Source organism: Chryseobacterium salviniae (genome assembly GCF_035819015.1).
In the GTDB taxonomy this organism is placed as follows: Bacteria; Bacteroidota; Bacteroidia; order Flavobacteriales; family Weeksellaceae; genus Chryseobacterium; species Chryseobacterium salviniae.
This window is the reverse complement of sequence record NZ_JAYLAA010000012.1, coordinates 251,895-266,592: the sequence shown is the minus strand read 5'-3', so window position 1 is coordinate 266,592 and position 14,698 is coordinate 251,895. Positions and strand designations below refer to the sequence as shown.

General features: G+C 37.8%; 10 protein-coding genes and 1 rRNA gene. 6 read left to right on the top strand and 5 right to left on the bottom strand.

Annotation, left to right across the window (positions count from 1 at the left end):
- The first annotated feature begins 139 nt into the window (after positions 1-139).
- From rrf to SOP96_RS03195, 3 genes are all read left to right on the top strand, one after another.
- Positions 140-247: ribosomal RNA gene (gene rrf / locus SOP96_RS03205) — 5S ribosomal RNA — on the top strand.
- Positions 248-859: 612 nt separating this feature from the next.
- Complete coding sequence (locus SOP96_RS03200) at positions 860-1,981, top strand: vWA domain-containing protein (protein WP_326319777.1); 1,122 nt, start codon at positions 860-862, stop codon at positions 1,979-1,981.
- 49 nt (positions 1,982-2,030) lie between these two features.
- Positions 2,031-3,470 (top strand): AAA family ATPase, encoded by a 1,440-nt coding sequence (locus SOP96_RS03195; RefSeq protein WP_326319776.1) that lies wholly within the window; start codon positions 2,031-2,033, stop codon positions 3,468-3,470.
- Positions 3,471-3,951: 481 nt separating this feature from the next.
- Here SOP96_RS03195 and SOP96_RS03190 read toward each other — a convergent pair whose 3' ends face one another.
- The 4 genes from SOP96_RS03190 to SOP96_RS03175 form a co-directional block, all read right to left on the bottom strand.
- Positions 3,952-4,515, bottom strand: a complete 564-nt coding sequence (locus SOP96_RS03190) for a hypothetical protein (protein WP_326319775.1) — start codon at positions 4,513-4,515, stop codon at positions 3,952-3,954.
- Positions 4,502-6,283 carry a cytochrome-c peroxidase gene (locus tag SOP96_RS03185; protein ID WP_326319774.1) on the bottom strand — a complete coding sequence of 594 codons (1,782 nt, stop codon included), beginning with the start codon at positions 6,281-6,283 and terminating at the stop codon, positions 4,502-4,504. Before SOP96_RS03185 ends, SOP96_RS03190 begins: the two co-directional genes overlap by 14 nt.
- Before the next feature lie 80 nt (positions 6,284-6,363).
- Positions 6,364-7,827 (bottom strand): alkaline phosphatase PhoX, encoded by a 1,464-nt coding sequence (locus SOP96_RS03180; protein ID WP_326319773.1) that lies wholly within the window; start codon positions 7,825-7,827, stop codon positions 6,364-6,366.
- A 162-nt stretch (positions 7,828-7,989) separates the two neighbouring features.
- Positions 7,990-9,618, bottom strand: coding sequence for an acyl-CoA carboxylase subunit beta (locus SOP96_RS03175; protein WP_326319772.1), 1,629 nt, complete (start codon positions 9,616-9,618; stop codon positions 7,990-7,992).
- Between the two features lie 421 nt (positions 9,619-10,039).
- On the opposite strand from SOP96_RS03175, the gene SOP96_RS03170 reads away from it, so the two are divergent.
- From SOP96_RS03170 to SOP96_RS03160, 3 genes are read left to right on the top strand one after another with little or no spacing between them, the layout of a single operon-like run.
- Positions 10,040-10,918 carry a DMT family transporter gene (locus SOP96_RS03170; protein WP_326319771.1) on the top strand — a complete coding sequence of 293 codons (879 nt, stop codon included), beginning with the start codon at positions 10,040-10,042 and terminating at the stop codon, positions 10,916-10,918.
- Positions 10,919-10,933: 15 nt separating this feature from the next.
- Positions 10,934-12,013: a putative type IX sorting system protein PorV2 gene (locus SOP96_RS03165; RefSeq protein WP_326319781.1), complete on the top strand. Its 1,080-nt coding sequence runs from the start codon at positions 10,934-10,936 to the stop codon at positions 12,011-12,013.
- A 10-nt stretch (positions 12,014-12,023) separates the two neighbouring features.
- On the top strand, positions 12,024-12,782 hold the full coding sequence (locus SOP96_RS03160) for a hypothetical protein (RefSeq protein WP_326319770.1): 759 nt from the start codon (positions 12,024-12,026) through the stop codon (positions 12,780-12,782).
- A 42-nt stretch (positions 12,783-12,824) separates the two neighbouring features.
- On the opposite strand, the gene uvrC is transcribed toward SOP96_RS03160, so the two are convergent.
- Positions 12,825-14,618: an excinuclease ABC subunit UvrC gene (gene uvrC / locus SOP96_RS03155; protein ID WP_326319769.1), complete on the bottom strand. Its 1,794-nt coding sequence runs from the start codon at positions 14,616-14,618 to the stop codon at positions 12,825-12,827.
- Between the last annotated feature and the right edge of the window lie 80 nt (positions 14,619-14,698).

Here is a 14,698-nt window from a genome sequence, read left to right as displayed (position 1 = left end):
GTGCAACACTGGTTTTGCCTTTGTGATGAAATTTACCGATAAAAACATTTAATGTTTAAAGTTTAGGGTTCAAGGTTTAAAGTGTAACAGCAATAAACATCAAACCCGGAACACAAAACCTTAAATGATATACAACCTTTAGGGTGGTTTTAGCGGTGGGGCTCACCTGTTCCCATTCCGAACACAGAAGTTAAGCCCACCAGCGCCGATGGTACTGCTAACGCGGGAGAGTAGGTCGCCGCCAGTTTTTATTCAAACCTCATACAGCAATGTGTGGGGTTTTTTGTTTTATACCGGTAAGAGGTGAGGAAGTAAGAAGTGAGAAGTGAGAAGTGAGAAGTAAGAGGGGGATGTTCAGGGTTCAAGATTTAAGATTCAAGATTCAAGGTTCAAAGTTCAGGGTTTTAAGTTGAAGTTTAAGGTTCAATCAAGGTTCAGAGTTTTAAAGTTTAAAGTTTAAAGTTCAGGATATATTGTAGAAAATAAGCTGGCATATCATCATTCACTGGTTTACTTTTTATATTACCCAATTACCAATTACATATTACCCATTACTTATCAACATCCGATACCATTATTCATTCCTATAGTTCAAGGTTTATATCTTACCTTTCACTTCTTACTTCTCACATCTCACTTCTCACCTCTCACATCCTTAGCCCCGATAGCAGCGGTTACCCCACAGCAGGAGCCGGAAAGAAAGGCCTTTGGCAACGCAAAGGCCAGGCGCGAGGAGTAGAAGCGGATAGCAAGAGAAAGCTCCTGAAAAAAATGGTAAATATCACATTATTTTTAATCACAAAAATTTAAATAGACGAAATCTTTTAGAGTTCGGGAATTTATGTTGTAAATTTATAATATGAAAGAGCATATTGTAAAAGGTTTCAGATTCGGGAATTATCTGCCCCCGGAAATGTCGGTATTTGATAAGTTGCTGGAGATTTTCACGGATCTGCTTACCCATACTTCTGGTGATTTTGATGAAGCAATCGACTGGCTCCGTATGCTGGATGAAGAATACGAGTTGACCACGCCAGATTACACGATTGATGATTTTATTGAAGATCTCAAGAAAAAAGGATATATCCGTGAAGAGGTTAATCCTGACGGAAATGGGAACGGGATACGTTTAAGTGCCAAAATGGAACAGAATATTCGGAAGCAGGCCCTTAAGCAGATATTCGGAAATTTGCAAAAGAGCGGTAACGGAAACCATAAAACCAATAAAACCGGGGCAGGAGAAGATACTACAGGAGAATTTCGCAATTATCATTTTGGAGATCCGGTTGAAAAAATTTCTATAACGGAGAGCCTTAAAAATGCTCAGATCAATCATGGCGCAGGAGATTTTTACCTTACGGAGGAAGATCTTGTTGTTGAAGATAGCATTCATCAGTCTCAGATGAGTACGGTTCTGATGATTGATATCAGCCACAGTATGATTTTATATGGCGAAGATCGCATCACTCCGGCCAAAAAAGTGGCGATGGCACTTGCTGAATTAATTACTACGCGATATCCGAAAGATACACTGGATATTATTGTTTTCGGAGACGATGCGTGGCCGGTTAAAATTCAGGAGCTGCCTTATCTTCAGGTTGGTCCTTATCATACCAATACCGTGGCAGGCCTGCAACTGGCTATGGATATCTTACGGCGTAAACGAAATACCAATAAACAGATTTTTATGATTACTGACGGTAAGCCAAGCTGTGTGCGGGAACCGGACGGTACGTATTATATGAATTCTTACGGTTTGGATGAATACGTCGTTCAAAAGTGTTACAATATGGCATCTCAGGCGCGTCGTCTCCATATTCCTATTACTACTTTTATGATCGCTCAAGATTCTTATCTTCAAAGATTTGTTCAGGAATTTACGGAAGCCAACCAGGGAAAAGCTTTTTACACAGGCCTTAACGGTCTTGGACATATGATTTTTGAAGATTATGAAGCAAACCGAAAAAAAAGAATACGCTAAATTTAGAATGTTTATCAACATTAATTATAATTAAATGATATTGAATACAATGACTGCAAAGCCAGATATAAAAACATTAGGTTCATTAAAAGAATCAGGATATACAATAAAAAGCATAAAAGACGAATTAAGAGATAATTTAATCATTAAAATCCGAAATAAGGAAAATGTGTTTGAAGGAATTTTCGGGTACGAAAACACGGTAATCCCTCAATTGGAGCATGCCATTCTCAGCCGCCATAATATCAATTTACTGGGATTGCGGGGACAGGCAAAAACACGGCTGGCAAGAATGATGACAACTTTGCTTGATGAATGGATTCCTTATGTAAGCGGAAGTGAAATCAATGATGATCCCTTCAATCCTATTTCAAGATATGCAAAAGAACTGATTGGTACAGAAGGCGATAATACACCCATAGAATGGCTGCACCGAGACGAAAGATTTTTTGAAAAACTGGCTACGCCGGACGTAACGGTTGCCGATCTTATCGGCGATGTAGATCCAATAAAGGCCGCCAATCTCAAACTTTCTTATGCAGATGACAGGGTTATACATTTCGGGATGATCCCTCGTGCCAACCGAAGTATTTTTGTTATTAATGAATTGCCGGATCTTCAGGCCAGAATTCAGGTTTCTTTATTTAATATTCTGCAGGAAGGAGATATTCAGATCCGCGGGTTTAAAGTAAGAATGCCGTTGGATATTCAATTTGTTTTTACAGCCAATCCTGAAGATTATACCAACAGGGGAAGTATCGTTACACCGCTGAAAGACAGGATAGGATCACAAATTCTTACCCACTATCCGGAAAATATACACGTTGCGAAAGAAATTACGAAATATGAATCCAGCCTGGACAGCCGTCAGCAAAACGGAGTGTATGTTCCGGAACTGGCTAAAGATCTTTTAGAGCAAATCGGTTTTGAGGCCCGTGACAGTGAGTTTGTTGATTATAAAAGCGGAGTGAGTGCACGGATGAGCATCACCGCATTTGAAAATCTTCTGAGTACCGCAGAGAGAAGATCGCTTTTAACGGGAGACCAGAACACTTCTGTCAGGTTGAGTGATTTTATGGGAGTCATCCCGGCTATTACCGGAAAGATCGAACTTGTATATGAAGGTGAACAGGAAGGAGCAGAAGCTGTTGCGCAAATCCTTATTGATAATGCTATTAAAACACTATTCACCTCTTACTTCCCGAAAGTCGAAAAATTGGAAAAGAAAGATGTGGACGGACCTTTTCAGCAGATCACGGACTGGTTCCTGGAAGACGATGGTTTCATAGAAATTACCGATGAATCATCAGATGAATCATATGCTAAAGCGCTCAACCGTATCAATGCACTCGACAAGATTATCGATAAATACCAGCCCGATACCAGAAAAGAAGACCTTCTGTTCATGAAAGAGTTTATTCTCTGGGGATTGTCGGCTAATAAAAAACTGAATAAAGAGAGATTCCGAAGCGGTGTGTTCTTTTCCTGATAAAGTCTTTGTGACGGGTAAGTTGTTGGAATTATTGTTCTTTAATACCAATTTGATTACATCGAAAAGCAATATATTTTTTTTATTTGAAGCTTGATCCCGCTTTCCGCGCTCGCTATTTTCGGGATTCAGGATTTGCGGCGGCGAAGCCGCCGCAAATCCTGAATCCCGAAAATAAGCTCAGACAGTTGCTTCAATCGGGGCTAGGCTGCGGACAAACATACTAATATTCAGCATTCTTTTAAATAATCACAAAAAATATGCGGAACGTTCCGCATATTTTTTTGATAACGACTGTTGTCTTGAAGTGATCTTTATAGGAAATGATTATTCGTTATTAATCATAATGCCTGTTTAACATAAGGATTCCGCAAAAATTTTATTTACTATTAAGCCTTTAGCTTAAAAAAACGTAGTAATCTTAAATGAAATGAGTTTAATTCGATGAATTTCTTACTGTTAATGTTAAGAACAAACTGTGTTACTCCTCATACATATGCCCGCTATTTATCCATAGCAAAATTTTATTTCTCTCTTCAATAGGAATAAAACCGGTTGGTGGCATTGGAGAAGGATTCCCCTCAACTGCTCTGGCCTGTATTCTGTTCCAGTGACTTAAAATATCGCAAATTCTCGTAAAATCAATTCCTGCCTGTGGGTTTACACCTGAATGGCAAGCCGAGCATCTTGATTTCAAAACAGTGGCAACTTCTGTAAATTTACTTCCCTTTGTAATGGTGTCAACTTCAACCTCTTTTGAAGCTTCACATCCATTATTATCTTTTATGGAAACCATGTGCTTACCTACGGAAATGTTTTCAAAAACTGTATTGGCCTGAAAATCTCCCTGGTCTAATTTGTAGCGGTAACCTGCGTCGGCCGGAGCCGTAATTTTGATGGTTCCTGTAGATAAGCAAGGATGGGATTTATTTACAGTTGTTATAATTTCAGGTATAGAACATTCTTCATTATCATTTTTGCTGCACGAATTGAGCGGGATAATCGTACTTAAAAGAAATAAATATGCTAAATTATTTTTTTTCATCCGATAATGTCTTTAGAAAGCTAATGATGTTTTGTTTTTCTTTTTCAGTCAATTCAAGGCTTTCAAAAGGTAAGGTTTGATGCTCCAGCTTCATTCCAATACCATTTCCTCCGCCTGATTCATAAAACTTTACGACCTCTTCCAACGATTTATAAACGCCGTTATGCATATACGGTGCTGTCTTTTCAACATTTCTTACGGTGGGAGTTTTGAAAGAAAATTTGAGTTGTTCAATTTGATTAAATTTATATCTTCCTTCATCACCATCAATTACGGCATTTTTCCAGGCGGCAACCTTTGGAATGCCAATAACTTCAGATTCGGAATTATTGAACCATGGCGGAACTGTACTGTTATACACAGGGATAAAATGGCAAGTTGCACATTTGGCTTTACCTGCAAATAAATTAAACCCGTTTTTTTCGCTTTCTGTAAGTGTTGCTTTATCTGAAAAATATTGGTCTATCTTGGCATTAAAAGGCATTAAGCTCCTCACATAAGAAGCAATGGCATTCCTGATTTCATAAGGGGTTATTTGTTTTTTATCCGGAAATGCTTTTGTAAATAAGTGAATTAAATTCTTGTTGCCGGAAATTTTTTCATTGATTTCTTTTGGAGAGAGATTAAACTCATCAGGATTTTTCATGACACTCTCTATTTGGTTCTCCAGATCTTGCGAACGCATATCATAAAAAAATGATTTTTGAAACGCTGAATACAACAATGTAGGTGAGTTACGCCTAATGCTGTTGCTGTGAATATTAACTGCTGAAATCTTTTTGCCGTCTGTAAAAGCATACTCAGCATTATGGCAGGTTGCGCAGCTCATTTTATTGTTCCGTGATAAATTTACATCATTAAATAATATTTTTCCCAATGCTGATTTTTCAGGAGTCGATTTTGATGCTGCGTATGGAGAAAATGCATCAGGATTCAGTTTTTTTCCTTGCATTAAATCAGATAAATGGCCATAAAAAACTTTATTATCTTTGAAATGCGGAGTTTTTTCAATCACAGTTTTAAATTGATGCTCAAATGCAACGCTCATTGGCATTAAATAATTTTTTATAAATTCCAGCCTGTTGAACGTATTGAAATCTTTGTTTTTACTAAGGTATTGAGCTGCTTTTTTAAACAATTTCTTTAAATTGGTATTTGTTTGCATTTTATTTGCTTCACAATACAGGGTATAAAAACCTTCTATGCCTTCAATGGAAAATTCAGCCTCTTCTATTGAATTAAAAGCTATTGGAGAATCAAAACCGGTAACACCTAAAGTTGCAATCCTAATGATTTGATGTTGCATCAATTCGTAAAAATGATGATTCTGAATAGGTAAATCTTTAAAATTTTGCTGAACAAATTTTAAATCCGTTGTTAAAATCTTAGTCTGCTTTTTTAATTCAGCCCAATTTATTGTATCATTAAAAATAATTTCTTCAATTACCTGAAAACCTGCGGCTTCGTTTACCACATTATCATCTGTTTTGATTTCCGGTAAGGCGGGGCCGTTTATTCTTCTTGAAAGCCCCTGAAAATAATATTCTACAAAAGGTTCTATATTTTTGTATTCTTTCCTTGCTTTTTTAAAATCTAAGATAAGCTCCTTCTTGCTTTTTGTGTTTCCCAGTTCTGTTAAAGTAATGCTTAGTGTATCTATCTTTTTTAAAACAGTTGTTCTTAATCTGCCTTCAAAAGTCTGATGCCCTTTATCGGTGCATGAAAAAATAGTTGTTAAAAACAACAGTAGAATTATTGCTCTCATCATTATCTTATCATTGTTAGATAAATAAAAAAACTTTCGCTCAATTTAAATAAGCGAAAGTTTTATATATAATTATTTATACTTTATCTTGGGACATTTTTTAAGATAAGTGTTTGTCCACCGGATTTATAAGGCTGAACAGAAGTTGCCTTACTAGGATTTAAAAACTTATCACCTTCCACCCATGAGTGTGCATGTACATTAATGGTAAATGTACCGGGAACTCCTACTACATCAGAAATATCCACCATGGCACCATGCTCCCAGAGACCGTACTTGTTGTCGCTTGTAGGATTATACTTGGTTCCCAACATATCAGCATCTCTATGTCTCATATCCATAAATATCTTTTTGGTCCCTGTTGCGATATTATACTGCCATATCAATGAATTATGTGTTGCTTCTGGCCAGTAAGAGTCTCCATCTTCCTGGATATATACGTAGTTCTCTGTAACACATAGGTTATCCGGATTAATAATATCAGTACCCTTTACATTAGCTCCGGAAGGAGAAACATCTCCGTCTGCAATAATTTTTAACGTTCCCATAAGAGGATTATTGGCATCCAGTTTTAACTGATACACTCTTCCCATGTACGTTTTTTCGGTTGAACCACTTACGCCGGTAGCAGTGAAATAAATTTCTCTATTGCTGGTAGCAGAACCTTTTCGGTAATCCAAATCTTCTACACGGGCAAATTGTATAGACTTAAGACTTGAATTTAAGTTTTCAATTTCAGTTCCTGTTAAATTTTTGGCATTGGGTACTTCTACAAACTCTACCGGGTAATTATTATTCCAGGTCATTGCAGTTTCAATCTGGTTTAAATCTTTTCTTCTTAAAACATATAATTTACCGTTATCCAGGTCACCAACTGTATTAGAAACATATAAATACACCTGTCCGTTTGACGCATCTTCACCAACAATAACCACTGTCTTTCCGGGATAAGCATCTTTCGTCAGAGGGACATAGTTTTCGGCACTCATTTTCCCCATGGCAGGTTTTGTTCTTGTATTGTTTGAAGGCATTGCAGCAGCTAAAGGATCAATAGCATGACACATTGCGTTTACATTAGACTCTCCTGCCGTTAAAAACATAGGGCCAAAGCCATGAATTTCCGGGGTAGCCATAGAAGCAGAACAAAGTCTGAAGCCTCCGCCATCGGTATTTACAATATACTCACCTTTGGTAATATTTAGTTTTTTGTCTAAATATAATCTGGATACCGCCCATGTATTTTCGTGATTGGTTACCATGATATATCCACTTCCATCCGGGTTTTTAATGAAACCCTGCCCATCCGGAGCACCACCATAAACCATATTTCCGGAATTTGGGATAGCATCTTCACTGCTTACCAAAGTGTATACTCCTACACCTGAAAAATCAGTTCCCATTTTAACAAAAGATGGAGTAACCGAACGGTTTTTGAATTCTATTGTCTCTTCGGGAGCTGTTGTTGTATCATCATCCTTGCAAGCAAAAAAAACAGAAGTAGCTACAGATGAAACCAGTAAAACGAGTAAGGTAGTTTTTCTCATCATAATTTTTTGATTATTTTTGATAAAAATACTACGCGCTTATAAACTGAATATTAAAGCAATATCAATATATTATTACTATTTTAATATGCTGAAGTTTTAAGTGTTTTGCAGATATTTATTGTCTGTTCAGCAATATACATCATTACAACAGGAAATCATCAATTATACCTGTATCACTCCCATGTTAAATTTCTCAGTAATCGGCGCATGATTGGCAGCTTCGATTCCCATAGAAATCCATTTTCTCGTATCTATAGGATTAATGATAGCATCCGTCCAAAGCCTTGCCGCTGCGTATGTTGCCTCCGTCTGTTTCTGATATTTTTTTGAAATACTGTCTAAAATTTCGTTATGCTCTTCCTCTGTAATTTCTTTTCCTTGCTTTTTCAGCGTCGATTCCTGAATCTGGGCCAACACTTTTGCTGCCTGTGCGCCTCCCATTACCGCAAGATCTGCCCATGGCCACGCAACAATAAGCCTTGGATCATACGCTTTTCCGCACATGGCATAATTTCCGGCGCCATAAGAATTTCCTGTAATCACAGTAAATTTCGGAACCACAGAATTAGAGACCGCATTCACCATTTTTGCACCATCTTTAATAATTCCTCCGTGTTCAGATTTAGAGCCCACCATAAAACCGGTTACATCCTGCAAAAACACTAATGGAATCTTTCTTTGATTACAGTTGGCAATAAATCGGGTAGCTTTATCAGCAGAATCAGAATAAATTACACCGCCGAACTGCATTTCACCTTTTCCGCTTTTCACAAGCTTTCTCTGGTTGGCAACAATTCCTACCGACCAGCCGTCGATTCTTGCCGTAGCACAGATGATACTTTTACCGTAATCAGGTTTATATTCTTCATACTCGGAATTGTCGACCAAACATTTGATGATCTCATACGTATCATACTGCTCCGTTCTTGAAGCCGGCATAATCCCGAAAATATTTTCAGGTTTTTCTTTAGGCAAAGCACTTTCTATCCTGTCGAAACCAGCTTTATCAGTGCTTCCGAGAGACTTCATAATATTTTTAATCCTGTTTAAGGCATCTTTGTCATCCTTTGCTTTATAATCGGTAACTCCGGAGATTGAGCAGTGTGTTGTTGCACCACCCAACGTTTCATTATCAATACTTTCCCCGATGGCAGCTTTTACCAGGTAGCTTCCTGCCAAAAAGATGGACCCAGTTCCTTCCACGATCATGGCTTCATCACTCATGATCGGAAGATAGGCTCCTCCGGCAACGCAGCTTCCCATTACCGCAGAAATCTGGATAATCCCTGCAGCACTCATTTTCGCATTATTCCTGAAAATTCTCCCAAACATTTCCTTATCCGGAAAAATCTCGTCCTGCATCGGAAGATATACACCAGCCGAATCTACAAGATAAATAATTGGGAGCCTGTTTTCCATCGCGATTTCCTGCGCTCTCAGGTTTTTTTTACCTGTAATCGGGAACCAGGCGCCAGCTTTCACAGAAGCATCATTCGCAACAATAATACATTGTCTTCCGGATACATACCCCATTACCACCACAACACCACCGCTCGGACACCCGCCGTGCTCTTCATACATTTCATAGCCGGCAAAAGCACCAATTTCTATGGAATCAGAATCTTTATCAAGAAGATATTCAATACGTTCTCTGGCCGTCATTTTCCCTTCATCACGAAGTTTCTGCAGCCTTTTTTCTCCGCCTCCTTTTTTGATTTCAGTGAGCAGACGATTTATTTCTGATAACTTTAATCTGTTTTGATCTTCTCTTTTGTTGAATTCAATGTCCATAAAAATCACAATTTTTTCGTTTTAAAGATACTATTTTTTGAATGGAATAAAAATTGATGTAAACGTTTGTTCAATAAATTGGTTTTCAGAAATTTATGAAATTTTTAACAAAAAATATATTTTTTCTGGTGCGTAATTTGCTAACTTTACCATAGAGAAAGTAAGAGTGAAATCTTACCATTTCTCTAGTTCCTAGTTTATTTTTTTAATAGTTTATTATTTGAAGGCCCTGAAAGTTGAATAAATTTTCAGGGTTTTTGTTTACAGGAAATGTAGAACTTTTCAGTACTATTCGGCATTCATATTCAATCTTTGCTTTTATTTATGAAGCAAAAAACTCAAAGCATGATTTAATTGTAAATAATTCACAACATTGTAAAACCGATTTGTAAATTTGCAAAAAAATATAAAGAAGTAGGGTATGCATAAACTGGCACTTTTCAGATTGCATTTGATTGTGTTTTTGTGGGGATTTACAGCAATTCTGGGAAAACTGATTCATGCCAATGCAGAGATTCTGGTATTCTACAGGATGCTGTTTGCAGCAGCTATCCTTTTTGTGTACATAAGAGTTTTTAAAAAAGAAAGCATCAAAGTTTCAAAGAAAATCTTTTTCCAGCTGGCTGCAATAGGTTTTTCCATGGCTTTGCACTGGTACTGTTTTTTTTATTCCATTAAAATTTCCAATGTTTCCATTGCTTTAAGCTGCCTTTCATTATCAACTTTATTTGCTTCCGTCATGGAGCCCATTATTTTTAAAAGAAAGATTGATATCTCGGAAGTCATCATGGGCGTCGTTATTGTTGCCTGTATTTTATTGATATTCAAGACGGAATTCAGATTTAAAGAAGGTATTTTTTACGGAGTACTGTGTGCCGTCTTCGGAACTGTTTTTTCGGTCTTCAATGGTAAAATGTTTGGTAAAACAAGTTCAGGAAACATTATTTTTTACGAAATATTCTGTGGGTGGTCTTTTTTAATGGTCATTTATATGTTTACAGGACAAATTTTTCATCTGAATGAAATAAGTTACCGTGATCTTGCGTTAATATGCTTGTTAGCAAGTGTTTTCACGGCTTTTCCGATGCTGGAATCGGTGAACCTGATGAAATACATTTCGCCTTTCACACTAATTTTAACAGTTAATTTAGAACCGGTTTACGGAATTATACTAGCTTTTTTTATCTTTGGAGAATCAGAACATATGAGTCCTGTTTTTTATGTGGCTTCTGGAGTTATGATACTGGCAATCATTGCCAACGGATTGATAAAAGCTAAGAAACAAAAAACTTTACATTAAGCATCAAATTATATGATGAAAAAATATCTTTTACTTGTATTTTTCCTGATGTGCGGCATATCACAGTCGCAGATCATCAGAAAGTATTCCAATGAGTTCCTGAATATCGGTGCAGGAGCCAGGGGTCTGGCTATGGGAGGAGCCGTAATTTCCAATCAGGATGATGTATATTCCCCGATGTGGAACCCGGCGGGATTGATGGGTGTGGAAAAAGACTGGCAGGGTGCAGCCATGCACGCCGAATATTTCGAATCTATTGCCAAATACGATTATCTTGCCTACGCCAAAGTTCTGGAAACAGGGGTTTTCGGGGTTTCCGTAGTGAGATTGGGAGTTGATAATATCCTGAATACCACACAGCTCATTGATACCGAAGGAAATATTGATTACGATAAAATTACAAAATTCTCGCAATCGGATTATGCGGCTATACTTTCTTATGCGTTCAATCCGGGAGGTAACACTAAATTAGATGTCGGGATTAATGCCAAAATCGTCTATCGGAATGTAGGTAAATTTGCCAATGGCTACGGATTCGGGTTTGATGTCGGTGCTATCTATAAAATGGACAATGGCTGGAAGCTGGGAGGGATGCTGAGAGATGCTACCACTACGGTCAACTTCTGGAGTGTAAATCAGAAAGAACTTTCCACGGTGGTGAACGGAGAAGAATTCAACCCGGCGCCTCAGGATAAATTGGAGCTTACCATGCCGAAACTTAATGTAGGAGCAAGTAAAATGTTCGAGATCAACAGCAGTGTATATGTGTTGCCGGAAGCAGGCTTAAATATCGACTTTGCTAAAACAGCAGCCCTTATTTCCTCAGACATTGCAAGTATCACTCCTTATGCCGGGGCGGAACTGGGGTATCAGAAAATGATTTTTGTGAGGCTCGGGGTCAACAGATTCCAGTCGATTACAGATATTGAAGATCTCCGAAGAAAAGTGTCCTTCCAGCCGAGCGCAGGGATCGGCATTCGATACAGAGGTCTTACGTTAGATTATGCCATCACCAATTCAGGAATCGGAGGATCGAATTTTTACTCCAACTTCTTTTCGCTGAAACTGGATATGGGGCAATTCAGAAACGATTAATTTATTTAAAATGAAAAAACTTTCACTGGTTATACTAACCACCTGTTCGATATTTGTATTCGGGCAGAAGGTTTCCGACTATCAATATATTTCAATTCCTTCAAAGTTTGAAAGTTTTAAGCAGGATTACGGCTTGGCTGATATGCTTTCAAAAACGCTAAAGAGTAAAAATTACACCATAGTACCGTACGATAAACTGCAGTGGCCTTCGGAAGCGCAGGCTAATCCATGCAGTGTATTGATGGCAGATGTGTTAAACGACAGCGGTCTCCTTCGGAATAAAGTATTGCTCCAGTTTAAAGACTGTAATGACAAAGTAATATCTTCTATAAAAGGGGCTTCTAATATTAAAGAATTTAAAGAAGGTTTCCAGGATGCTCTTAAACAGACTTTTATGTCGGTTTCTTCTTCCAGTCCGGTAGTTCAGACAAGGGTTAGTAATACAACTGCTACCAAAACATCTTCGGTTGCTGAGACAAAAGAAGCAGAAAGCGCAAGCTCGGCTTCATCCGATAATAATGCCGTAACATTCAGTAACGGTAAAGCTGATCTAATGAAAGTGCAGTTGGACAGTAATCAGTTTATTCTGGTAAATTCAAACAGTTCTTCACCGTATGCCACTTTTAAAACAACAACAAAGGCTGATGTTTTCAGAGTGAAATTACAGAACGGAGAGGCAACTTTAGGATATTATGAAAACGGAAATATCGTCATTGAAATGCCAAAAGCCAATGGTGAATATTTTAAAGAAATATTTGTAAAGAAATAATTTCACATAATAAAAAAGTTGGAAATGTCCAACCTTTTTGTTCTATTCGTTATTAAAAAATTCATACACTATTTTAGCCTTGCTTTTCCCTAGAATCTCTTCCAAAGTTTCCAGGCTTGATTCTTTAATTCTTTTGACGGATTTTAATTTAGACAAAAGGAGTTCAATTGTTCTTCCGCCCACGCCGGGAATTTCTTCCAGCTCAGATTTTATTGTTGAATTTTTTCTTCTCGTTCTGTGATGTTTTACGCCAAACCGGTGCGCTTCGTCACGGACTCTCTGCAGGATTTTTAGCGTTTCGGATTTTTTATCCAAATATAATGGAATAGAATCTTCCGGAAAGAAAAGCTCTTCCAGCCTTTTTGCAATTCCGATGATGGTAATTTTACCGTATAATCCCAATAAACGCAAACTTTTTACCGCTGAAGAAAGCTGGCCCTTTCCTCCGTCGATTACGATTAACTGCGGTAAACTTTCTCCTTCATCCAGCATTCTTTTATAGCGTCGGTATATGACTTCTTCCATGGTGGCGAAATCATTCGGCCCTTCTACGGTTTTCGGGTGGAAAATTCTATAATCAGCTTTGCTGGGCTTCCCGTCTTTAAAAACAACACATGCGGAAACAGGATTCGTTCCCTGGATATTTGAGTTATCAAAACCTTCGATGTGTCTTGGTTCTACAGGCATTCTGAGCAATTTCTGCATTTCTGCCATGATGCGGTTCGTATGTCTTTCCGGATCTACAATCTGTACCTGCTTCAGTTTTTCCAGGCGATATTCTTTTGCATTTTTTTCGGAAAGCTCTACAATACGTTTTTTATCTCCTACTTTAGGAACGATTAATTTAACATTCGGGATTTCAATACCCAGATGGAAAGGCAGCAACACTTCCTTAGAATCCGAATCAAATTTCTGACGGATCTCAACCAAAGCCTGCTCCATAATTTCTTCATCGGTTTCCTCAAGGATTTTTTTGATTTCGGTCGTAAAACTCTGAATGATGTTCCCGTTTCTGATTTTAAAAAAATTTACATAAGCGGCTGTTTCATCACTGGTCATTCCAAAAACATCCACGTCATCAATACTTGGGTTTACAACTGTGTTTTTAGCCTGATAATCTTCAAGCGCATCCAGTCTTTCCTTCACAATCTGTGCACTTTCAAACTGCAGGTTCGTGGCATATTTCATCATCTGGTTCATGAGATATTCCTTTGCCTTTCGGAAGTCTCCTTTTATAATCCCGCGGATCGCGTCGATCTTTTCATCATAGTCTTCTTTGCTTTCCAGTCCTTCACATGGGCCTTCGCAGTTTTTAATATGATATTCCAGGCAGACTTTGTATTTTCCTTCCTCAATCTTCGCAGGAGCCAGATTAAGATTACAGGTTCTCAGTTTATAGATATGTTTGATGGTATCCAGTAAAATTTTTGCGGGACGAACTTTGGCATAAGGCCCGTAATATTCGGAGCCGTCCTTGATTTTGGTTCTTGTTAAAAAGATTCTCGGGAAATCTTCATTTTTGATACAGATCCACGGATAAGTTTTGTCATCCTTCAGCATGACATTATAAAACGGCTGATGTTCTTTAATGAGATTATTTTCTAATAAAAGCGCATCATATTCGCTGTTAACAATCGTGGTTTCCAGACGGTTGATCTTTCCGACCATAATTCTTGTACGGTAACCGGAAAGGGTTTTGTTGAAATAGGAAAGTACTCTTTTCTTCAGGTTTTTTGCCTTACCGACATACAGCAGCTGATCGTTTTTATCATAATAACGATAAACGCCGGGTTCAGATGGTAAAGTTTTCAGCTGTAATTCTAAGGAGGGATTCATATAACAAATTTAAGGAATTTAAAGGCATAAAAAAAGCTGTAGAATCACCACAGTTTCAGAATTTATGTTAATTTTTAAAG